This window comes from Syntrophotalea carbinolica DSM 2380 (assembly GCF_000012885.1).
Lineage (GTDB): Bacteria > Desulfobacterota > Desulfuromonadia > Desulfuromonadales > Syntrophotaleaceae > Syntrophotalea > Syntrophotalea carbinolica.
The window spans coordinates 1,022,209-1,043,364 of record NC_007498.2 but is presented as its reverse complement, the minus strand read 5'-3'; the positions used below and the strand labels follow the sequence as shown (position 1 = coordinate 1,043,364).

Here is a 21,156-nt window from a genome sequence, read left to right as displayed (position 1 = left end):
CACCCTCCTCCATTCCTTGTCATTTGGGCCGTCGACCTCCCCGCTCGACGGCCACTATCAGGGTCGAAAGCCCCGCGCCCAACAGACGCCGCAGGTAATCCTCGTCTTCAAGAAAATGGGCGTTGGTGCTGGTCATGGTGCGAATGTCACGAGCCGCCGCATAGGCCACCATCTCAGGCAGTTGCGGGTGCATGAACGGTTCGCCCCAGTCCCACAGCAAAAGAAACTGCAGATGATCGGCCATATCATCGACGATCCCCTGAAAGGTTGCCAGCGACATATGCTCGGTCGAACGTCCCAGTTCGTTGCGACCGACGGGGCATAAAGGGCAGCCCAGATTACAGGCATTGGTCGGCTCGATCTGCAGCATAAAAGGATAGGCCAGGGCCCTCCGATCGCCTGGGAGGAGGAATTTCTTGCGGTTGAGATGTATCCAGAAATTGCGGTGTTTGTCATCGGACAGATCACCCCACAAATGCGGCACCGTATCGTGAACGTAAACGAACGGGCCGCTCTGCCCCTTGTACTTTTTGCGGATGTAGCGCATGGCCGGAGCCAGCTTTTCCCGGGCGGTTATGGTGTTGCCCGCGACGCAATCGTAATACTCGACCAGGGGTTGCGGCACATATACCGGGCGTACCAGGGCGACAAGGCGTATAATCAGATCCCAGTCGTTGAGCCGCCGCAAGGTTTCGTCAAAACCACCGGTACTGTCGAGGAGCGCGCGGGCATGCACAAAGGCATTGAGATCGATATAGTTCTGCCGCAACAGCTGCTTGAAACCGAAAGGCTGTCCGATCAGACAACGCAGCTGCAGATCGCCCGAGTTCTTGTTCCGGCGAAATAAGCTGGCCTGACAATAAGCCGTGGGATGGGCCTCCGGGCTGTCTTGCAGCGCTTTTCGCATGATCGCGAGGAAATCCGGAGACCAGCGGTTATCCGAATCCAGGTACGCGATATAGGGATAGCAGGCCTTGCTCAGGGCGAAATTGCGGGCCTTGCACACCCCCTCATGGGGACGCCGGTAAAACCGGATTCGTTCGTCCTCGTACGCCTCTACGACAGCGGCGAGATCGTCTGTCGAACCATCGTCCACAATAACCAGTTCAAAATCCCGGAAGGTTTGGGCAAGTACGCTGTCGACGGCTGCGGCAACCTCTTCCGCCCGGTTCCAGACGGGCATGATAATACTGAACATGAACCTTTCCTCCTGGTGATCGAACAAAAAATGCCCCGTTTGCCATGGGCGCTCCGAACAGACCGGTACCCGGGAGCCGACCTTCTGACAAATCCCGGCTACGGGTATTTTCAACAAGCGCTCGTCAGACGGGATACAGCGAAAAGGGTGTTGCCGATAACCGTCGGCGCCGCACGTCTATTTGCAACGAAGACAATACCTCACCCATAGCATCTTCATGATTTTCAATCAAGAGCCCGGGGGACATCGACAGCAAATGGATGCGACCGCGATAAGGCCGAAGCGGTCCATGCTGTCACAGCTTTTCGCCCCGGGAATACGCGAGTCACCTGCAGATGTGCACCGATCTGGCCTCGGTGGCCGTTCCACATTGCTCCCCCCTCGCCGGTCTCCCTGTCCACTCTCCGCCCCCTTGCCAGGAAAAACATTGACAGCCCATGCTGCCGGCGCTATGGTGGCGCAGTAAAGTTCTCAGGGCGGGGTGAAAGTCCCCACCGGCGGTGATGTTGCCATCGAGCAAACAAGCCCGCGAGCGCCTGCCGTATAGCAGGGCCAGCAGACCCGGTTGGAATCCGGGGCCGACGGTTAGAGTCCGGACGAGAGAGAATGCTTCACCTACAGGCCTTATCCGCTTGTGCTCTCCATCATCAGCTTTATTTCGTCACGCCTTGAGATGCCTGCAACCACCATTTCAAGGAGTCTTGTGATGTCCCAATCTCTGCTCGACCGCTTCGGAACCCCTCTTGAACGTGTTCACCTCGCCATCGATCGCCTGCGTCAGGGACGCGGAGTGCTCTTGGTCGACGATGAAAACCGTGAAAACGAAGGCGATCTGATCTTCCCCGCCGAAACCATCACCCCCGCCCAGATGGCCATGATGATCCGGGAATGCAGCGGTATCGTCTGTTTGTGCCTGACCGAAGACAAACTCAAACAACTTGAGTTGCCCCAAATGGTAAGCGACAATACCAGCGCCAATCAGACAGCCTTCACCCTCTCCATCGAAGCTCGGCAGGGCGTCACCACCGGGGTTTCGGCAGCCGACCGCGTCACCACCATCCGCACCGCCGTAGCCGACGATTGCCGGCCCGACGATCTGGCCCGTCCGGGCCATGTTTTCCCCCTGCGAGCCCGTCCCGGCGGCGTGCTGACACGACGCGGACACACCGAAGGTACCGTCGACCTGATGCGAATGGCCGGATACAAACCGGCAGGAGTCCTGTGCGAACTGACCAACGAAGATGGTACCATGGCCCGCCTGCCCGAAATCATCACCTTCGCCGAGCGCCATTACCTCAGCGTGGTCAGCATTGAAGACCTGGCCCTGGCCCTTGAATCCCACATGGAAAAATCGGCATGATACGCTCCGCTCCGACCGGGTGGGATATTCGACATCCCGGTCGGAGCAACAAACTTCCAACGATCCGCTCATACAATACTCATCCTACCCCGGCATGCTGACCGTGCCTTGCCCGACAGCGTGCATGCCGCATGCTGTCGGCAAAGGTACCGATATCGGCGCACCTGTGACGATGTGCGGATATCCAAAGCGGACTTTGTCCGGCACCTCCATCTGATGGCGCGCTGTCTACACCTCCTGTGCAGCGCGTCCTTTTTTATCTGCAAGCGAGTGTGCATATGCACACTCCAAAAACGTTTCTTCGTTTCATTAAATATACGGCAATCCCTGTAGCCAGTCAGGCCGCCATAACGTAGACTCGGCTTCAGTAAACACGAACCGTTGGCGTTACACAAACCAACACCTCCATTATTGACGCGTTGCCTCACCTCCTGAGCAACGCGTATTTTTTTTACCTGCATTCCCGCCCTGTAACGACCTGCTCAAACGCACACTTCGTATACGGGCCTTTTTCCCACAGATTATACGAACTCCCACGTGGTGAAATCCGCGCCGCTGCGATAGAGTTCTCCCATCAACATCACAGTTGATACGAACGGTTGGCTCATCACAAACCAACACCTCCATCTTTGGCGCGTTGCCTCACCTCCTGAGCAGCGCGTCTTTTTTTATCTGCAAACACGCCTCGATGCGACCTGCGCAAACGCACACTTCGTATACCAGAGTTTTTCCCACAGATTATACGAACTCCCACGTGGTGAAATCCGCGCCGCTGCGATAGAGTTCTCCCATCAACAACACAGTTGATACGAACGGTTGGCTCATCACAAACCAACACCTCCATCTTTTGGCGCGTTGCCTCACCTCCTGAGCAACGCGTCCTTTTTTTTGCCCACCCGTCCAAACAACGCGAGCCGGAAAGCTGTCGGATCATGGATGGTCCGACAGCCTCCCGCGCTTATCGGCGACATTGCAGAAACCTGAAACTTGAATTTCCTGACAACCCCATCAACTTGAAAACGATAGTCAATTTTAACTTGACAAAAAAACCCAACACCTCTATTTTCCATGAAATTCGTTTTCAATTTCACGGCATGACTGTGCAACCATCGAGCCGTCGAACAGGCATCCAAGGAGGCAATAAAATGCTCAAACTCAGCATGCGGAAAATGAAGGTCAACCAAAGGGGTATCATCGACGCTGTGCGAGCAGGGGGTGAACTGGGAAAAAGAATCCGCGACATGGGACTGGTGCCCGGCACCGATATAAAGATTCAAGGCCGAGCACCGCTCTACGATCCGGTCGCTATCAGGGTCATGGGCTTCACCCTCACCCTGCGCAACAATGAAGCCGACTACATTGACGTGACAGTGGAGGACTGACCATGAGCACAGGCACCACGATCGCCCTGGCGGGGAACCCGAATTCCGGTAAAACCACCCTTTTCAATGCCCTGACCGGCGCCCGCCAACATGTTGGGAATTACCCCGGGGTTACCGTTGAAAGAAAAGAGGGCTCTTTTATCGGCGAGGGTCAGACTTTCCGACTTATCGACCTCCCGGGAATGTATTCCCTGACCGCTTATTCGCTGGAGGAGTTGGTTGCCCGCGATTTTTTGGTTCAGGAAAAACCTGCCGCCATCGTCAACATTATCGATGCCTCCAACCTGGAGCGTAATCTCTATCTGACCGTGCAGTTCATGGAGCTGGGGTTACCTGTCTGTATCGCCCTTAACATGGTCGATGCGGCCCAAAACCGCGGTATCGAAATCGATGCTCCAAAGCTTTCCGAATTGATGGGCATACCGGTCATACCGACCATAGCCCGCAGCGGCCAGGGCAAGGCAGAACTCATGCAGGCCACCGGAGAGATGATAGACACAGTGGAATTATCCCCGCCCCTTATCATTTCCTACGGTGAGGATATCGATCAGGCTCTGGCGGAAATGGAATGCGAAATCGCCGACGCCCTGCCCGAGGCAAGTTACCCGTCCCGCTGGCTGGCCCTGAAATTTCTTGAAAACGACGACCAGATCCTCGAATACTGTCAAAGAGAAAATGCCGATCTTTGCGCCCGTCTGAAAAGCATCCGGGAGCGGGTTTCCCAGCATATTTCCACCACCCTGGCCACCTGTCCCGAAGCGGTCATCGCCGATCACCGCTACGGCTATATCAAGGCCATCATCAAACAGGGCATCATCACCCATCACCATGACCGGAACCGGCTATTCCTGTCCGACCATATCGACCGGGTGCTCACCAACCGTTTTGCCGGCCCGCTGATCATGATCGCCGTCATCATGGCCCTTTATCAGTTCACCTTTACCTACAGCGAAACCCCCGTTGCCTGGCTGGAGAGCCTTTTCGGCTGGCTGGGAGGCATGGTCGATGCGAATATGCCCGACGGCCTGCTGAAATCGCTGATTATATCCGGTGTTATCGACGGGGCAGGCGGCGTGCTCGGTTTTGCGCCGATCATCATGTTCATGTTTTTCGGTATTGCCCTGCTGGAAGATTCCGGATATCTGGCGCGGGTGGCGTTTATGCTCGACCGGGTATTCCGCAGTTTCGGACTGCACGGAGCCTCGGTCATGCCCTTTATCGTTTCCGGAGGTATCGCCGGCGGCTGCGCAGTTCCCGGCGTTATGGCCACCCGCACTCTCAAGTCTCCAAGGGAACGTCTGGCAACCTTGCTCACCGCTCCCTTCATGAACTGCGGCGCCAAGTTGCCGGTTTTCGCCTTGCTGGTAGGGGCCTTCTTTGCCAAATACCAGGCCCAGGTCATGCTCATCATCACCATGATCGCCTGGGCTGGCGCCCTGCTGGCCGCCAAGCTGTTGCGCTCTACGGTCATCAAAGGGGAATCGACACCTTTTGTCATGGAATTGCCGCCCTATCGAATGCCGACCTTCCGAGGTCTGTTGATCCATACCTGGGAAAGAACCTGGCAATATGTTAAAAAAGCCGGCACCATCATTTTAGGCATATCCATCCTGCTATGGGCCATGATGACCTTTCCCGGCCTGCCGGAGGCGCAACAACAATCTTTCGATCTGCAGCGTGCCGGCGTAACGGCACTCGCACCGGCGGATCTTGAGGAGCAACTGAACGTTATCGATGCAAAACAGGCGGAAACCGCTCTCAGATACTCCATCGCCGGCAAAATTGGTACAAGCATGGAAAACGTCACCAAATTTGCGGGCTTCAACTGGCGCACCAATATCGCCCTGGTCGGCGGCTTCGCCGCCAAGGAAGTGGTGGTATCGACCCTCGGCACCGCCTATTCTTTAGGAGAGGTCGATCCGGAAGACACCAATTCTCTCGGCGCCACCCTGGCCAAATCTCCGGAATGGAACCCGGTGGTCGCGTTCAGCCTGATCGTCTTCACGATCTTCTATGCACCCTGCTTTGTCACAGTGGTCTGCATCGCCCGAGAAGCCGGGTCATGGAAATGGGGCGTGTTTTCCATCGTTTTCAATACCAGCATCGCTTTCAGCCTGGCCGTTCTGAGCTACCAGATCGGTTCAGCGGGAATATTCGGAATCTAAATCTTATGGAATCGCTATTGGTTTTATTCATTGTTGTGGTGGCCACGGTCTGCTCCACCCGACATTTGATCAGGAAATTCAAGGCACCCGATATTCATTGCTGCAATGGTGCCTGCAGCACCTGCTATCGAAAGACCCACCCCGGAAAGGACGATAACAATGCATCACCAGGAGGCGAAACGCAACACTATGGTAAAGATCCTTAAATTTGGAGCCATCATGCTGGGACTGGGGCTTATCTTGCCCGCCCTGGCCAGCGCAGCCGAAACACCGGACGACACCAGCCTGGCCGCCAGGGTCGACAAACTGGAACAATCCTTCCGAGGGCTGCATAACTGGCTGGACCGCATCAGCCTCAGCGGCCTGATCGAAGTGGAAGCCGGATATATCGATATCGATTCGGACGATCCCGAAGCAGACGGCGACGAAAGCGACCTGACCCTCGCTACCGTCGAACTCGGCATCGACGTCGACTTGATCAAACACGTTTCCGGCCATGTGCTGCTTTTATGGGAAGAAGACGATACCGAACCGCTCGATGTGGACGAAGCCACGATCCGTCTCGACGGCGAGGACGTTATCCCCCTGTACCTTGAAGCCGGTAAACTTTACGTCCCCTTCGGCAACTTCGAAAGCCACTTCATCAGCGACCCGCTCACCCTGGAATTGGGTGAAACCCGCGAATCGGCAGCCATCGTCGGTTATGCCAACGACCTGTTCGACGTGTCCTTCGGGGTTTTCAACGGCGACATCGACGAGGATGGCAAAGACGATCACATCGACAGCTTTGTCGCCAGTGCGGTCTACACCATGCCTGATGATGTCGTAACCGATCTGGAGTTGACCACCGGCATTTCCTGGATCTCCAATCTCGCCGACAGCGACGTACTGACGGACGAGATCGACGGCGACAATATCCGCGACAAGGTTAGCGGCATCAGTCTGTTCGTCATCGCCAACTGGCAGGAGCGCCTGACCTTTATCGCCGAATATCTCGGCGCTCTGGACTCCTTCGATGCCGGTGAGCTGGCCTTCGACGGCGGCAAGGCTCTCGAACCTAAAACCTGGAACCTCGAGCTCGGCTACGCGATCTCCGAAAAACTCACCGTCGCGGCAAAATACGAGGGCGGCGACGATCTGGGCGACCTTCTGCCCGAAAATCAGTACGGTTTGGTGGCCGGCTACGCGTTGTTTGAAGGTACCAGCCTGTCCCTCGAATATCTGCACGGCGAATTTGCCAATGACGATGAGCAGGACATACTGACCGCACAGCTGGCTTTCGAATTCTAACCAGACAAGAAAAAGGACAAAGGGGCCGGCGTTAAGCTGGCCCCTTTCACACATTCTGCCGCTCAGGCGGCAATGTCCCTCCAGATCACGCAGCGAAAACCGGCAGTCAATGGCCCCAGTTCCGACCAAAGGGGGTATTGCATGCCGAAGGGGGAGGATTTACCTCCCTTGTTCTGCGCCATGAAGCCCCGGCCCGGCAAGCCGGCATCACCGATGCTCCGCCGATGCCCGACGCCATCGTCATAAAGTATCGCCCCCGGCGATACGCTCGATACAGATCCCGCGGGCCACTTTCGCCATTCTCCATTTAAAACTTACCCGACCGACTCCTATTGCGGGTTTGCCGCTACGGCAACCTTCTCCGGCGAACTGGCCACTATCGCACCCGGCATTCTGCTACTCGCACCTCTTGACGAACAGGCATTTTCTGCGAAGATGAAAATAAATTTCATTTTCGTGATCTAACTCACCACATAGTCCGTAATGTTATGCTAGCCTCTGTCCACACTGTTCGTCATTCAACATCTCAATGAAAACGGTTATCGTTTTCATTGAGATAAAAGGACTATTTACTCACAGTTCACCTAAGGAATATCACGATGCAACCAGCCTCACCAAGCGTCGCACCACCCTCCTCCCGCCGGGGACCGGCACGGCGCCCCCTTCGAAATCGTACGGAAAAACCCTTCCGGCGTAACTGGCTCGACCTGGCGCCGCATTTTTCGGAAGACCGGGATTGCCTTGCGGCCTTTCTGGCACTGGAAACGGCGGAAGTGCTGGCTGGACAAAAACCGGCCAACCTGATCCGAATCAACAACCGGATGAAACCTTGCGGTCGCAATCTGTATCAACTCTGGCAGACTTTCGGTCCCTCCCTTCTGAAAGGCACCAACCTGAAAGTCATCTGCATGCGAAACGCCAAAGACGGAAAGCTGCTGCTGTTTTATACTCCCCGTCTGCTCAAAAGATCTCTTCACGCCCGTAAGACAGCCGCGTTTCTGCAGAGCCTGGGTTATCCCGGCCCCTCCAACCTGCAAAAACCCCTGGATGAGCTTCGCCGGCGGTTTCAACACGACACATTCAGCATGCCCCATGAAATCGGGCTTTTTCTCGGCTATCCCCTGAAAGATGTCGCCGGTTTCATGCACCGGGACAAGCAACCCTGCACCGGCCGCCGGCTATGGTGTTTCTACGGAGATCCGACTCCAAGCCTAAAACTTTACGAACGTTTTACGCTGTGTCGCAATCGCATGGCCGAACATCTGCAATATTCGTCCAATCCGTTAAAACTGCTGCAGGTTTCGCGAAGCGTTCCCCTTAGAGGATCCCAACCCGAAGACGACAAGAGAAAGGAAACCCGCCATGTCCATACTCATCGTCGGGGCCGACCGTATCGAGGCTTTTGTTCCGCGTCTCGCCGAAATGGGGTTCACCCAGATCACCCATTGGTCGGCCCGCAATCGAAAGACAGCCAGGAAGACCATACCCTCTCATGTTGAGATCGTATTGTTCTTCACCGATTTCCTGCATCATTCGGCCGCCCGAAAACTCAAGTCCGAAGCCAAAAGGCTTGGGTTGCCTGCAGTGTACAGTCGTCGTTGCTGGAGCGAACTTGCCGACCAGTTGAAATACCAACCGCGGTAACTTCGCTTCCCCGAGACGTTTTATTGGACTTCAAGGAGGTATCCCATGCTTAACACATCGCAAAGTGTCGTTGCCCTTTCGGAAAACCAGGAGAGTCGATGGTTGCCTCCCGGTCTCCACCTGCATGACTGGCGACAGGCAGCGGCAGCGCCAATTTTCGACGGCATCCCCACCGAAGTCATCATGGAAGCCCTGAAATCGGGCGATCTATGCTGCTTTACGAAAAATCATCTGGTATTTACTCCGGATTGCCGGCCATCATCGTTTTTGCTCATCCTGAGAGGGCGCATCAAGTTGTATTGTCTGGATGCCGATGGAGAAGAACGCGGATTGCGTTTTGCCGGGCCTGGCGAGTTGTTGTGCCCGCCCTTGAACAACCACCATAAGTCGACTCCCTGCGGCACCTTTGCGGAGGCCTCCGAAAACCTGCGACTGCTGATGCTTCCTGCCGGCGGTTTTCTGCAGTTACTGCACAACCACTTCGGAATGGCGCGCAACCTCATCGCGCAACTGGCATCCTCCCTGGAACGAGCCGGACACCAGGCCTGCCTGCGCAAAGCCCGCTCGGCACCGGTGCTGGTCGCCCGTTACCTGTTGGAACAAACACACGAGAACAACGCCGTAATCGACGTACGCCCTGTTCGCATGACGGCCCAGGAACTGGGCATTGCCCGTGAAACATTATCCCGTGCCATCACCGGTCTGCGCAAACGCCACCTGATCGACTACTGCAGGGGCAGGGTCCAGGTTGTCGACCGGCCGGGACTGCAGGAACTCGCCTCTCACTTATGAAATCTGAATGCCTTTATCGCCTCAGCAGCCATTGATGACTGATTGCACACTTCAGCTAATTACGAATATGGATGCGCTGGCTGGGCCGCCTGGACCAAGGAGCGGAAACAGCCCTGCTCGCTACCCTCGAGGCTTTACTGGGCGCCAGCCGCTCCGGTTACCGGTGCACAACACCATCGCACACGGCTCATTCATCCAGCCGAGTGAAAGTTACCTGGTTTCCCATATAAAAATCACACGGTGTCCCTCCATCGTTTCCGGATGGACACTATCTAGTTTTAATACGACGTTTCCAGATAAAATGTATCGATATTATCCTTCCTGCCATATAATGCTCCCCGATTCAAGCGTGGTCTGCCCGTCTGAAACAATGGTGCTCTTCAAAGTGCCCGAGAATCCCTGGCCTTGCTGAAAAAGCCGATCAAACAGAGCAACGAATACAGGTTTCTCTAAAACAACTTGTGCTTCGAAACGACATCGTCGTCCCTTCCGGTCCCCGTGTCACTCATGACTCACCAGCGAAATCAGCCGCCCTCGCGGATGCCCCGAGATCCTCCGTCGACGGAGAAACATCGGAGTCTTCATCGGCGTAGGCCCGCAGCCGCTCCAACCGCTTGCGATCCCTCTGCATGCTATCCAGGCAACGGTTGAGATCCTCGGCCAGGCCCATGAAGGCATCCCCTCTGCGAAAAGCGATGGGCCGTTGCGGGAAACGGCCTTCCGCCGCATCCCGCAGGATTTTTTGGACCCTGTAAATGGGGCCGGCAATGGCATGCGTACGCAAAATCGTCCAGATGACGACCCCGGTGACAAGCCCGGCCAGCATGAGGCCGATTTTCAGAAGGTAATATCCATTGAGGACTCCGCCAACCAGAAGCCGATCGTCGAGAACGTAGACAAACATCCAGCTGACATACAGTGCCGTAAAGACACAGGCAAGGAAGGTAATCACCAGCATGTTGCCGGCAAAAGCCAGCTGGAAGGGTTTGTTGATGAAATAGTTGCGGCGTTTAAAACGTCTGGCCAAGGATTTCGACTTTTTCCCCAGGGGTTGGGCGCTATCGGAAGACATGTTTTTCCCTCCTTTCAGGGACCTTTTACCAGCAGATCGTCGGCCGTTCCGGCCAAGCCGTCCGGTCCTTTGCTTACCAGTGAAAACCCTTTTTGGGAATGGTCGACTTTGTATATCAGTTGATTGCCCCAATGATCGCGGCCGAGTTCCCCGCCCGGGCTTTCCTTGAACGTCCGTTTCAACCATTTTTCAAAATCCCGGTTGCGCGGATAACGCCCCCGTTTCATGAATTCGTGGTCGAGCATGTTGCTGATGCTGCGCAAATCGGCAGCCGTGGCCAGATGCTGGGCCTGGGCCACGGTCTCATCGTAAAAGCGCGTGATTTCATCGGCATTGCCGGCGATGACGCCAATGGTCAGACCGGCAACCAGCAGACGTCTGATGACTTCAATCATTGCAAACCCTTTTCATGGCGGATTTTTGCAACTTCTTTTTGCCTTTGCCAAGCCTCAGATACACCAGCAGCCCGGCGGCGAGAACGAGGCCGGAGGCGCTGACCGGCAGTAGATAACGCTGGTAGTAATAGGTCCATTTCATGACATAGGTGTATATCTCGACCGATACGTTGCCGTTTTCCGAACGATAGCGCCAGACACCGTCACCCCCCCGGGAGATGCTCATGCTGGCGGGAAATTCGTTGTTACGTTTGACGTCCAGAACAATAAAGCGGATATCCGCCTCTTTGCCTTTCTGGTCCACGCCGAGGAATTGCGTGATGTAAAAGCGTCCTTTGCTATCGGCATAGCGCTCCCTGTACATCTGGCGATGAACGTAGGATTTGGCGAAGAAGGCCACGTCATCAATGCCGATGGTCCCCCTGCTAAGAGGAATCCTGATCCGCCCCTTCGTTTCGTTGGCCTGCGCGCAGACGGCGCTGCCCCCCAAGAGAAACAGGAACAACAGAAGGGTCGCGGCCAGCTGCCACGACAAGACGGGCTTCACTTTGAATCGCCTTCCTTGACAAAGTCTTGCAGACGGACATCATCGATCTTGAGGGAAAATTCCTTCTTCAACTTCTCATAAGTTCCCTGCCAGGCTTCCCGATAGCGCGTGTAGAGGAGGTCGTTGCGCACATAGGCTTTTTTGTCCTCGTAGACATGGGAAACCGGCTCGGTTTTCCCTTCCAGCTTCAAAAGGTACCAGGAATCCCCGATCGCGGTCGGCTCCGACACCTTGCCGGGCTCCAGCTTTTCGACGATTCCCCGCCAGTCGGGACGAAAACGCTTGAGGGGCCTGCGGCCGACTGCGCCGCCCTTTTCGCGCGTCGCGGCGTCGGTGGAATGGGTGCGAACCGCCTCCTCGAAGGTCAGACCGCCGCCCAGTTCGGCGACCAGGGATTCCAACTCGGCCTTGTCGGCAGCCTTGATAATTCGCACGTCGTAAAGCGCCGGAGTCACATAGCTCTCCGGGTGGGCGTCGAAATAGGCCTTGACCTCCTCCTCAGTGAAACGTGCCTTATCGATCTGGGGAACCAGCCGGTCCTGCATGACCTTGAGAAACAGATTGGCCATAAAACCATGAATCTCCGCCCGGATATTCGGATCGAGATGAAGATTTTCCTTCAACCCCTTGGCAATGACCATCTCCATATTGACAGCGTGGTCAAAGGCATATTCGGGCGTCAGCAATTCCGGATTGTTCCGATAACGCGAATTTTTCTTCAGTTTGCGCAGATGAGCCTGCACGTCCTCGACGGTCAGACTGCCCCCCTCGAAAGTTGCCAGCACATTGTCACCCTTTTTCTGTTCCGAGCACCCCACCAGCAAAACCGCCGCCAGCAACAAAAAACAAGCCTTTTTCAGCCAATCGCTCATATCCATCCTCTCTGTAAAGGTGGTCGATATTTCCCATCTCACCCGGTATACAAAGCCAGCATGCCGGAGATCAAGCCCCAGGCCACATAGCCGACAATGCCGCCCAGAACGATAATTAAAACCGGTTCGATCATGGCGCTCATGCGGGCGATCTTGTCGGACAGAATTCGCTCGTGCAGTTCCCCCACCGTGGTCATGGCCTGATCCATGAGGCCGGAATGTTCCCCGATCTTGACCATGGCGCTTACCATGGGGGTAAAAAAACGGTTGCCCTCAAAGGCCGTGGACAACGGTTCGCCGGCCAAAACCTTGTCATTCATTTTTTCGATCATGCCCCGCACCGCCAGATTGCTGACCGTCGCGCTGGTCGCGCGCAGCGCCTCCACCAATGTAATGCCGCTTTCCAGCAACGCCGCAAAGGTCTTGGAAAACTGAACAATGACGCCGTAGCGGAAAACCGGACCGATGACCGGGATGTGAATCTTGTTGCGATCCACATGCACCCGGGTTTCGGGCAGGGCCAGAAGCAAAACCAGAGCCGCCACCCCACCCATGAACGAAAGGACGATGGGGACAGCGTTTTTGGTCAGAAAGACGGCCAGATCGAGAAGGAACTGGGTGTTGGCCGGCAGTTTGCGCCCGCCCAGCAAACCGGCAAACCTGGGAATGACGAAGGTAACCAGAAAGATAACGACGACAACGGCCACCACGACGACCACCGAAGGATAGATCATGCTCATGATCATCTTGGAACGCAGCGCCGCTCGGCTCTCCAGGTAATCGGAGATACGGACCAGGACCGTGTCAAGAATCCCGCCCAATTCCCCGGCCCGGATCATGTTGGTAATGGTCTCCGAAAACACCTTCGGATGCGCCGCCATGGCGTCGCTCAGCGGCGTTCCTCCTTCGATGCGCGCCTTGACCTCCCCGATGACGGCCTTCAACTTGCGGTTTTCCGCCTGCTCGTGGAGGATCTCCATGGCTTCCGAAATCGTCACGTTGGACTCGATGAGGGACGAAAACATGCGGAAGAACAACACCATGTCGCGGGTCCGGACAATGCCCAGACAAGCCAGCAGACCACCGCCGGCCGAGGTACCGGTCCGGCCGGCGACATCCTCCCGGATCTCAAGGAGAGTCAGGCCGCCGGCCCTGAGCCGCTCGGCGGCCGCTTCCCTGTCTGGCGCGGTAATGATTTCCCGCACCCGGCGCCCTTCGGCGTTCAGAGCTGTACAGACAAATGTCGTCATTGAACCCCCGTTACTCGATGGTGACCCGCAGCACTTCTTCAGGCGAGGTTAGCCCTTTTCTTATCTTTTCTATGCCGTCCTCGCGCAGGGTTTTGAATCCCTGGTGGCGCACAGCGTACTGTCTGATTTCCTCGAAATTGGCCCGCCCCATGATCAGCTGCTGCATCGCCTCGTCCACAGACAGCAGTTCGAACAGCCCCAGTCGGCCGCGATACCCCCTGTAGCAGCGTTCGCACCCCGCCCCCCGTTTGACCGGAAAGGGCTCCCCCTGCAGGCCGAGCATGGCCATCTCGGCCTCGGTAATCGTTTCCCAGGCGCCGCAGTGCTGGCAGACAGTCCGCACCAGGCGCTGGGCCAGCACGCCGCGCACCGAAGCCGCCACCAGAAAAGCCTCGGCCCCCATGTCGTTCATGCGACTGAAGGAACTCGGCGCGTCGTTGGTATGCAGGGTGGACAACACCAGGTGCCCGGTGATGGCCGCCCGCAGGGAGATACTCAAGGTCTCAGCGTCGCGTATCTCGCCGACCATGATGATGTCCGGGTCCTGACGCAGGATGGAGCGCAGGGCCGCGGCAAAGGAAATCTTCTCGCCGGCGTCGACCTGGGTCTGGTTGACACCGCGCACCGTCAGTTCCACCGGATCCTCGATGGTGGTGATGTTGGTAGCCTCGCCTCGGAGCATCTGCAGGGACCCGTAAAGGGTGGTCGATTTTCCCGATCCGGTCGGCCCGGTAACCAGGATGATGCCGTGGGGGGCCTCCAAGTGGCGGCAGAAATCGCTCAGCATGCTTTTGTTCATGCCCAGGCCGTCAAGATCGATGGCCGCGTCATGAGGAGGCAGAAGCCGCATGACCACCTTCTCGCCATGGACCGTGGGCAATACGCTGACCCTGACGTTAACGCCGTCGATCTCCACATCCAGGGCTTGGGGCAGAAAATAGAAGGCGCCGTCCTGCGGCTTGCGCTTCTCGGCAATATCGAGCCCGGCAAGAACCTTGATCCTGGCCACCAGGTTGGACGCCATGTCGTAGGGAAAGGTCTCAGTGCGGTGCAAAACGCCGTCCTCGCGAAACCGAACCACCAGTTCGTCCTTTTCCGGCTCCACATGGATATCCGAAGCATTGCGATTAACGGCCCGGACCATGATCTTCTCAAACAGTTCGATGATAAAACCGGAATCCCCGACGTCGATGCGCTTGCGCAGATCGATGGTCGTGTCGTAGGCCTGGCTGAAAAAGAGATTCTGCATCCTCTTCAGCCGGGTTGTCGTGGTCAGCGTCAACCGAACCTGTTTCTTGACGATGCGCGAAATGGTCTGCAACACCGATTTGGGGACCGGGCCGGAACTGGCCAGGATCAGTTCTCCGGCCTCGCCCACGGCCACCGGCAGGACGTGAGCCTTGAGAGCCATCTTTTTGGGAATGACATGGATGATGCCCCGATCGATGGCGTCGATGTCGCTCCTGAAAAGGGGGATTTCCAGAAACTCGGAAAGGTATCCGACCATTTCATCTTCGCTCAGCAGCCCTTCGCGCACCGCGATGACCCCGATCTTCTCCCGCACCAGCCGCTGGGTCGTCAGCAGCTTGCTCAGGGCCTCGCGGCTGATGACGTTTTTGCGCACCAGAAACTCGCCGAAACGTTCCACTGGCATCATGCGGATATCACCCCTTCACGCCGCCGGTTGCCGAACCCACGGCACGCGAGCGGGAAAACCTCTGCCTCAGCAGAGTGCCGTTGCGGGCCGCGTCGACACCGGTCTCCAGCCCGATCCTGCCCTTCTCGACAAGGCCCAGCAGACTCTGTTCCATGGTCTGCATCCCCAGTTTGGCGCCGGTCTCGATGGCTGAATAGATCATGTCGTCCTTGCCCTGGCGGATAAGGTTGGAGATGCCGGGCGTGGAAAACATCACCTCCACCGCCGGCACCCGTCCGCTGCCGCCAGCCGTCGGCAACAGACGCTGAGACACCACCGCCACCAGGGTCGACGACAGTTGCTGGCGAATCTGCGCCTGCTCCCCGGCCGGGAAGGCTCCCACCAGGCGGTTGACGGTGGAGACGCAGTCCCGGGAATGGAGAGTGGAAAAGACCAGGTGACCGGTTTCCGCCGCCATGATGGCCGTACGCATAGTTTCCAGGTCACGCATCTCGCCGACCAGGATGACGTCCGGGTCGGCCCGCAGAGAATCCCTCAAGGCGTCGCTGAAGGACGGCACGTCGGTGTGCAGTTCGCGCTGGTTGATGATGCAGCGATTGTTTTGATGGATGTATTCGATGGGGTCCTCGATGGTGATAATGTGACGACGGTGCTTGGCGTTGATATCGTCGATCACCGTGGCCAGGGTAGTCGATTTCCCCGAACCGGTTACCCCGGTCACCAGCACCAGGCCGTCCCGCAGGCCCGACAGGCGGTTGACGCTCTCCGGCAGGCCGAGACGGCCAAAAGAGGGGATACCCTTGGCCAGCAAACGCAACGCTACGCTCAAAGCGCCGCGCTGATGGTAGACGGCAACCCTGAACCGCCCGACTTCAGTGGCGCTGATGGCGAAGTCCACTGATTTTTTGGTCCGCAGCACCTCCTTGTGGCGGGTGGTAAGGATCTCGTTCACCAGCGTTTCGATCTCCTCCGGCCCGTAGGCATCGCAATTCATGACCGTCAGTTCTCCTCGCATGCGAAAAACCGGCGGCATACCCGCCGTCAGATGAAGGTCCGAAGCATCCCTGTCAACGGTCGCGCACAGCAGTTCCTCCATCCGCGCCGGTTTCGCCACCTTTATTTCGATGGGTGAATCGATACTCATTTCAGCCGCGTCCCCTCCGGTTTTGCCACCGCTTATGCTCAAAGTTCCTCTTCATCTCAAGCCCGCCTCTTTTGCCTCGAATTATTCGTCTTTCGACAGGATGTTCTCCCGCCCCACGGTAACCTGCTCGTGGGAGCTTTTGCGCCCCAGAAACTCTTGGGAAACCTGTCCCGCCAGGGCCGGGTGCATGATGACATGCGGGGTCAGAAGAATAACGGTTTCGGTCTTGCTTTTGGTCTTTTCGACCTCCCGGAAGAAAAACCCCACACCCGGGATATCCCCCAGCACCGGCACCTTGGCGATACTGTCGTCGATGGTTTCGCGGATGATGCCGCCAATGGCGATGGACTGCCCCGAGCGGGCCGAGAGAATGGCCTTGATCTCGCTCTTGGTGGTGCCGTCGATGGGATATTCGAGAATCTCGCCGGTAATGTCATTGACCGCCTGCACAGTGCTGTAGGCCAGCTGGGGGCTGGAGATCTCCGCATCGAAATCGAGGGTAACGGTACCGTCGGCGTTGATGAAAGTGGTCATCTCCACGTCGGTGCCGAGTTCCTCCTCCTCAATCTCCTGGGTGAAGGTCGTCAAAGTCGTCCCGGTATCCTTGATGGTAGTGGTTTCCGAGGTCACCTCCCCCCGCAGGGGGGTCTCCTCGCCGACGAAAAACTCCACCTTGCTGTTGTTGGCCGCCATCAGAAAAGGGGTGGACACCACCTCCAGGCGCCCCTCTTTCTCATACAGAGCGATTCGGGCCCTGAACCTGTCATTATCGAACAGATAATTCAGGGTGGTCGCGCCAAGTGCTTTGGTTCCCAGCAGACCCAGGGTGTTGTCACCGCCTTCATACTCGAACTCGAAAAAGCTTTCGAAGCCGTCGTTGAGGTTGAGCTGCAGAATCCTAACCTCGAGCAGCACCTGGTTGGTCGGCGTGTCGAGAGCTTCGATAATTCTGCCCATTTCGTTGAGCAGCCCTTCATCCAGGGAGCGGGCGACAATGCAGTTGTTGCGTTTGAAAACCGTCAGCACCGCCAGCAGCGCTTCGTCGTCTTCCTGTTGCCGACTCTGTTCCCCCGGGGCGGACGCACCGAACGTGCTTTCATAGCGCTGCGGGTTGGCGGTTTCCGCCTGCCCCGCCGCCCCGGTCTGCGCACTCCGGAAGCCGCCGCTCTTTCGGATCCGGGTGTCGAGCAGTTCGGGGGGCTCGTAATCGCCGTTTCCCACATCGAGATCCACCTCGGGGTCGATATGGCCGTAGACCTTTTCGTCCTCGATGGCAGCCAGGTAGACCTCTTTGCCCATGGATGCCTGGATGACCTTTGCCATGTCAGCGGCATTGGTATAGCGGACGAAAAACGCCCGGGTCTGGGGCGCCTGGCGCACCTGAACATCCTGAACATACTCCTCGCGGGTCATGAGGGTGATGATGCCGTCCCCCTCCCTGTACCAGAGGTCGTTAAGGCGGCAGATCGATTCGATGGCGGCGCGCAGGGAGATGTTGCGCAAATTGATATCGATGATCTGGTCCGCCACACTGCGGGATGCGACCACATTATAGTCGTAGGCCTCGGTCATGAGCTCCGTCAGGGTGCGCACCGTAACGTTCCGCAGCTTCAGGGTGCCGATCTTCTGCTCCAGCCCGCCGGGAACGGAAGCCGCCTGCTCCGCCAGCTTGCGCTGCGCCTCGTCAAGGCTTTCCACAGCCGTCCCGGAGATGATTTTAACGTACGGCGCCTCTTTGGCGGGTATTGCAGAAGGGACTTGCGAAACCTGGCCGGCATCGGCTCCGGTCGCAAAAGTCTCCTGATACAAAGCGCGTTTGGGAGGGTTCATGTGGCCACAGCCCGAAACCGCCGTCAGAAGTGCCATAAGAGCGAATAATCCGTAAAAACGACATGCCATCATTTCCATTCCACCTCGTACTGCTTGCCTTTTTTATTTCGAAAGAAAACGCTCCGGGGCCGGATTTCCTCAATGCGGAATTCATGGTCCGCGCTGCCGTACCTGACTGTGACCTTGTCCCCGGACTCGTAGATCAAAGAGGTTGCGTTTTCAGGGCAGCGAAGGATGATACGCTTGAATTTCGGGGTAATCACCACCCCCTGAAGTTCGCAGCCCTTTATCGCCTGTTCGTAATCGAGGATCGGATTGCGATCAAAAGGACTCCGCTCCGTGGCCCCGCAGGATACAGCCAGAAAAAAAAACAGCATCAGGGCCGGCATGAAGGCTCGCATAAACTTCCTTTCTTTCTTCTTTACGACCATCGGGCGCTCGCCACCTGGTTCTTTTCAGATCATCAGATCAAGGGTGACATGCAGCAGCGCATCGTCACCTTTTTCCATGTGCAGTTGGCCGATCCGGACCGCATCGTCCATGGCCCGGAGATCTTCGAGAAAACCAAGCAGCCGACCGTAGGTGCCCCTCAGGCATACCTGAAACACGTTCCAGGTGAAAAAATCCCCCGCCACCTCCGGTTTGGGCTCCACCTTGGTAAGCGCCAGGCCGTTGCGGTCAAGCATGAGGTTGATACGGCCCAGCAATTCGGTGATTTCATCGGCGGTGCCCTGCTTGACGGTCAGGTTTGCGGTTTGTTCCCGGAGTTCCTCGTAAACCTTTTTCTGCTTCGCAATACGCCCGCGCACCGCTATCAGAGACGGCGCCTCCTTGAGGTTGTTGACCTGGGCCACCACCTTGTTGAGTTTGGCAACGGTCTTTTTCAGAGCCTGTTCCTGGGGTTCGTAGAAATTCTTCATGTAAAAAAAGGAACCGGCGACGATCATGGCCGCGGCCAGGCCGAATTTTTCCAATTTCGTCAGCTGCCTCATGATTTTTCCAACCTTGTTTTAACCGTCAACTCAAATGTCAGCACGCCTTCCTGCCCATCGGCCTCGACCTTCTGAATAACCGCCGATTCGCACCAGGGCTTTTTCTGCAGAGCCGAGGCGAACAAGCCGATCTCCTTCTGATCGAAGCACTGGCCGCTGACCAGAAACTCCCGCTCTATGGCGTCGCCCGTCACGGTCGTCAGGACCACGTTTTCCGGCACCACGGCACCGATGCCTCGCAGACAGGCGATGACGTGGACAATCACCCTGTCGGCCTCCCGTTCGAAAAAAACGATCTTGTTTTCGGTGAAGGCAATATCCGCCTCGAGCTTTTTCAGTTGCGCGAGCAGACCGTCGTATTTTTCTACCTGTCTTTTGCGGGATTTCAGCTGTTCGCTCAGTTCGTCGATGCGTTGCTTGTAGGCCCTATCCTGATGCTTCATAAACAGGTAGTGGCCGCCGAGGAAAATCACGAAAATTCCCGTAACCACCAGAGGCATGAGGTAGGCGCTCTTTTTCAGGCGCGGCACCAGGGCCTCGCGATCACTGATGCCGATCAGCCGTTCCCGCGCCCCCCGCAGCTCCCGCACGCCAGCCCCGACCACGGTTCCGAAAGCCGCGCTGGCGGCATCGCCCACCGAGTCGGTGAAGGCGGCCGAACGGGACAGGCACAGAGGTTTGGCGCCATGGGGGCAGAACCCGGCAATGTAGCTCAGCACCTCTTCGTTGCCCGCGCCGCTGCCGGAAACGAGGAGAGCCTCCTGGGAAGGGGCCTGGCGAACCGTAAATTTGAGGGTTTCCTCGAGCCCTTCGACCGGGGATTCGCCGTTCAGGTGGGAACTGATGGTATCGAGGCTGATACTCAGGGTGTTGATCTGCTCCGGGATGCCGCCGCGCAGGATGGCAAAGTTGGAATAGTCCTCCCCGACCTCGAGAATGGCGCGCGGCGCGGCGCCGGCGTCAAGGTGCAGGGGCATGAAGAACGACACGTCCGGCGGGTAGATGCGGACCAGGGAGAAGCCGACCGCCTTAAAGCGCGCTTTGGCCGCCCGATAGATATTGCGCTCGATGGCCGAAACGGTCACTGTCTGCTCATCGCTCTCCTCAGGCGCGATCTCGCCGGGGCCCAGTTTGGGTTTACGTTCGCGCTCCGCTCCAAGCAGGGCGTTCTGCCCGGAGATGCCGGTATAGGGCTCGACCTCCCACCGAACCGCTTCCAGCAACTGGTAGTGTTTTAGATTGGAGATTTTCCGCCGGTCCATGAACAGCTCGAAGGCGCGCGCCAAAGGGGTAACGAAAACCACCTTGCCACCGGTCAGGTTGAGGCGCCTGGCAAGCTGGCGGAGGGCATCCACCTCTGGCAAATCCTCCTCATGGTTAGCGCGCTTTATCGAGGCAAAATCAAGCACCCGAAACTTCCGGCCGCTTTTAGCCACGATGGCGGCCCGAACCTCGCTGCCCGTCACCTCAAAAGCGACGATTTTCTGTTGGAGCAATTTTGGGTTCATATCAAAACGTTCCGTCCACCGGAACCGTTATCGACGGAGCCGTTCATAACTGGATCAG

Annotated in this window: 19 protein-coding genes and 1 riboswitch; of the genes, 7 read left to right on the top strand and 12 right to left on the bottom strand. The window is 57.1% G+C overall.

Going from position 1 to position 21,156, the window contains the following annotated elements:
- Positions 1–19: 19 nt before the first annotated feature.
- A complete protein-coding gene (locus tag PCAR_RS05240; protein WP_011340606.1) occupies positions 20–1,198 on the bottom strand; it encodes a glycosyltransferase in 1,179 nt (392 codons plus the stop codon).
- Positions 1,199–1,661: 463 nt separating this feature from the next.
- Positions 1,662–1,810, top strand: a riboswitch (FMN riboswitch).
- A gap of 94 nt (positions 1,811–1,904) precedes the next feature.
- Between PCAR_RS05240 and ribB the strand changes: the two genes are divergently transcribed.
- The 7 genes from ribB (at position 1,905) to PCAR_RS05205 (ending at position 9,831) form a co-directional block, all read left to right on the top strand.
- Positions 1,905–2,558 carry a 3,4-dihydroxy-2-butanone-4-phosphate synthase gene (ribB, locus tag PCAR_RS05235; protein WP_011340605.1) on the top strand — a complete coding sequence of 218 codons (654 nt, stop codon included), beginning with the start codon at positions 1,905–1,907 and terminating at the stop codon, positions 2,556–2,558.
- 1,145 nt (positions 2,559–3,703) lie between these two features.
- Positions 3,704–3,940 carry a FeoA family protein gene (locus PCAR_RS19205; RefSeq protein ID WP_011340601.1) on the top strand — a complete coding sequence of 79 codons (237 nt, stop codon included), beginning with the start codon at positions 3,704–3,706 and terminating at the stop codon, positions 3,938–3,940.
- A 2-nt stretch (positions 3,941–3,942) separates the two neighbouring features.
- Entirely contained in the window at positions 3,943–6,105 is a 2,163-nt protein-coding gene (feoB, locus tag PCAR_RS05220; protein ID WP_011340600.1) for a ferrous iron transport protein B, read from the top strand.
- A gap of 189 nt (positions 6,106–6,294) precedes the next feature.
- The gene (locus tag PCAR_RS05215) at positions 6,295–7,395 is read left to right on the top strand and encodes an LbtU family siderophore porin (RefSeq protein ID WP_158447405.1); all 1,101 of its coding nucleotides are present in this window, start codon (positions 6,295–6,297) and stop codon (positions 7,393–7,395) included.
- Positions 7,396–7,994: 599 nt separating this feature from the next.
- The gene (locus tag PCAR_RS19010; protein ID WP_011340596.1) at positions 7,995–8,894 is read left to right on the top strand and encodes a DUF3793 family protein; all 900 of its coding nucleotides are present in this window, start codon (positions 7,995–7,997) and stop codon (positions 8,892–8,894) included.
- Positions 8,818–9,039 (top strand): DUF2325 domain-containing protein, encoded by a 222-nt coding sequence (locus tag PCAR_RS18290; RefSeq protein ID WP_245523313.1) that lies wholly within the window; start codon positions 8,818–8,820, stop codon positions 9,037–9,039. Before PCAR_RS19010 ends, PCAR_RS18290 begins: the two co-directional genes overlap by 77 nt.
- A 45-nt stretch (positions 9,040–9,084) precedes the next feature.
- Positions 9,085–9,831 carry a Crp/Fnr family transcriptional regulator gene (locus PCAR_RS05205; RefSeq protein ID WP_011340594.1) on the top strand — a complete coding sequence of 249 codons (747 nt, stop codon included), beginning with the start codon at positions 9,085–9,087 and terminating at the stop codon, positions 9,829–9,831.
- A gap of 505 nt (positions 9,832–10,336) precedes the next feature.
- Here PCAR_RS05205 and PCAR_RS17700 read toward each other — a convergent pair.
- The 11 genes from PCAR_RS17700 to PCAR_RS05150 form a co-directional block, all read right to left on the bottom strand.
- Positions 10,337–10,903, bottom strand: a complete 567-nt coding sequence (locus tag PCAR_RS17700) for a type IV pilus prepilin peptidase PihH (protein ID WP_011340592.1) — start codon at positions 10,901–10,903, stop codon at positions 10,337–10,339.
- Positions 10,904–10,917: 14 nt separating this feature from the next.
- Positions 10,918–11,298, bottom strand: coding sequence for a type II secretion system protein GspG (locus PCAR_RS05195; protein WP_011340591.1), 381 nt, complete (start codon positions 11,296–11,298; stop codon positions 10,918–10,920).
- Complete coding sequence (locus tag PCAR_RS05190; RefSeq protein WP_011340590.1) at positions 11,291–11,845, bottom strand: hypothetical protein; 555 nt, start codon at positions 11,843–11,845, stop codon at positions 11,291–11,293. The genes PCAR_RS05195 and PCAR_RS05190 overlap by 8 nt, the downstream gene beginning before the upstream one ends.
- Entirely contained in the window at positions 11,842–12,717 is an 876-nt protein-coding gene (locus PCAR_RS05185; RefSeq protein WP_011340589.1) for a peptidyl-prolyl cis-trans isomerase, read from the bottom strand. Before PCAR_RS05185 ends, PCAR_RS05190 begins: the two co-directional genes overlap by 4 nt.
- A gap of 38 nt (positions 12,718–12,755) precedes the next feature.
- Positions 12,756–13,967, bottom strand: a complete 1,212-nt coding sequence (locus PCAR_RS05180) for a type II secretion system F family protein (RefSeq protein ID WP_011340588.1) — start codon at positions 13,965–13,967, stop codon at positions 12,756–12,758.
- Positions 13,968–13,977: 10 nt separating this feature from the next.
- Positions 13,978–15,624, bottom strand: a complete 1,647-nt coding sequence (locus tag PCAR_RS05175; protein ID WP_011340587.1) for a GspE/PulE family protein — start codon at positions 15,622–15,624, stop codon at positions 13,978–13,980.
- Positions 15,625–15,631: 7 nt separating this feature from the next.
- Positions 15,632–16,768 carry a type IV pilus twitching motility protein PilT gene (locus PCAR_RS05170; RefSeq protein WP_011340586.1) on the bottom strand — a complete coding sequence of 379 codons (1,137 nt, stop codon included), beginning with the start codon at positions 16,766–16,768 and terminating at the stop codon, positions 15,632–15,634.
- Positions 16,769–16,849: 81 nt separating this feature from the next.
- Positions 16,850–18,670: a type II secretion system protein GspD gene (locus PCAR_RS05165; protein ID WP_011340585.1), complete on the bottom strand. Its 1,821-nt coding sequence runs from the start codon at positions 18,668–18,670 to the stop codon at positions 16,850–16,852.
- Positions 18,667–18,999, bottom strand: coding sequence for a hypothetical protein (locus PCAR_RS05160; protein WP_041531260.1), 333 nt, complete (start codon positions 18,997–18,999; stop codon positions 18,667–18,669). The genes PCAR_RS05165 and PCAR_RS05160 overlap by 4 nt, the downstream gene beginning before the upstream one ends.
- 54 nt (positions 19,000–19,053) lie before the next feature.
- A complete protein-coding gene (pilO, locus tag PCAR_RS05155; protein ID WP_011340583.1) occupies positions 19,054–19,590 on the bottom strand; it encodes a type 4a pilus biogenesis protein PilO in 537 nt (178 codons plus the stop codon).
- Positions 19,587–21,098, bottom strand: a complete 1,512-nt coding sequence (locus tag PCAR_RS05150; RefSeq protein ID WP_011340582.1) for a type IV pilus biogenesis ATPase and membrane protein PihI — start codon at positions 21,096–21,098, stop codon at positions 19,587–19,589. The genes pilO and PCAR_RS05150 overlap by 4 nt, the downstream gene beginning before the upstream one ends.
- Positions 21,099–21,156: the final 58 nt, after the last annotated feature.

Excerpts from the sequence above, each read along its gene's own strand:
- PCAR_RS05240 (WP_011340606.1), bottom strand. The coding sequence starts at position 1,198 with ATGTTCAGTATTATCATGCCCGTCTGGAACCGGGCGGAAGAGGTTGCC.
- ribB (WP_011340605.1), top strand. The coding sequence starts at position 1,905 with ATGTCCCAATCTCTGCTCGACCGCTTCGGAACCCCTCTTGAACGTGTT.
- PCAR_RS19205 (WP_011340601.1), top strand. The coding sequence starts at position 3,704 with ATGCTCAAACTCAGCATGCGGAAAATGAAGGTCAACCAAAGGGGTATC.
- feoB (WP_011340600.1), top strand. The coding sequence starts at position 3,943 with ATGAGCACAGGCACCACGATCGCCCTGGCGGGGAACCCGAATTCCGGT.
- PCAR_RS05215 (WP_158447405.1), top strand. The coding sequence starts at position 6,295 with ATGGTAAAGATCCTTAAATTTGGAGCCATCATGCTGGGACTGGGGCTT.
- PCAR_RS19010 (WP_011340596.1), top strand. The coding sequence starts at position 7,995 with ATGCAACCAGCCTCACCAAGCGTCGCACCACCCTCCTCCCGCCGGGGA.
- PCAR_RS18290 (WP_245523313.1), top strand. The coding sequence starts at position 8,818 with ATGGGGTTCACCCAGATCACCCATTGGTCGGCCCGCAATCGAAAGACA.
- PCAR_RS05205 (WP_011340594.1), top strand. The coding sequence starts at position 9,085 with ATGCTTAACACATCGCAAAGTGTCGTTGCCCTTTCGGAAAACCAGGAG.
- PCAR_RS17700 (WP_011340592.1), bottom strand. The coding sequence starts at position 10,903 with ATGTCTTCCGATAGCGCCCAACCCCTGGGGAAAAAGTCGAAATCCTTG.
- PCAR_RS05195 (WP_011340591.1), bottom strand. The coding sequence starts at position 11,298 with ATGATTGAAGTCATCAGACGTCTGCTGGTTGCCGGTCTGACCATTGGC.
- PCAR_RS05185 (WP_011340589.1), bottom strand. The coding sequence starts at position 12,717 with ATGAGCGATTGGCTGAAAAAGGCTTGTTTTTTGTTGCTGGCGGCGGTT.
- PCAR_RS05180 (WP_011340588.1), bottom strand. The coding sequence starts at position 13,967 with ATGACGACATTTGTCTGTACAGCTCTGAACGCCGAAGGGCGCCGGGTG.
- PCAR_RS05175 (WP_011340587.1), bottom strand. The coding sequence starts at position 15,624 with ATGATGCCAGTGGAACGTTTCGGCGAGTTTCTGGTGCGCAAAAACGTC.
- PCAR_RS05170 (WP_011340586.1), bottom strand. The coding sequence starts at position 16,768 with ATGAGTATCGATTCACCCATCGAAATAAAGGTGGCGAAACCGGCGCGG.
- PCAR_RS05165 (WP_011340585.1), bottom strand. The coding sequence starts at position 18,670 with ATGATGGCATGTCGTTTTTACGGATTATTCGCTCTTATGGCACTTCTG.
- PCAR_RS05160 (WP_041531260.1), bottom strand. The coding sequence starts at position 18,999 with ATGCGAGCCTTCATGCCGGCCCTGATGCTGTTTTTTTTTCTGGCTGTA.
- pilO (WP_011340583.1), bottom strand. The coding sequence starts at position 19,590 with ATGAGGCAGCTGACGAAATTGGAAAAATTCGGCCTGGCCGCGGCCATG.
- PCAR_RS05150 (WP_011340582.1), bottom strand. The coding sequence starts at position 21,098 with ATGAACCCAAAATTGCTCCAACAGAAAATCGTCGCTTTTGAGGTGACG.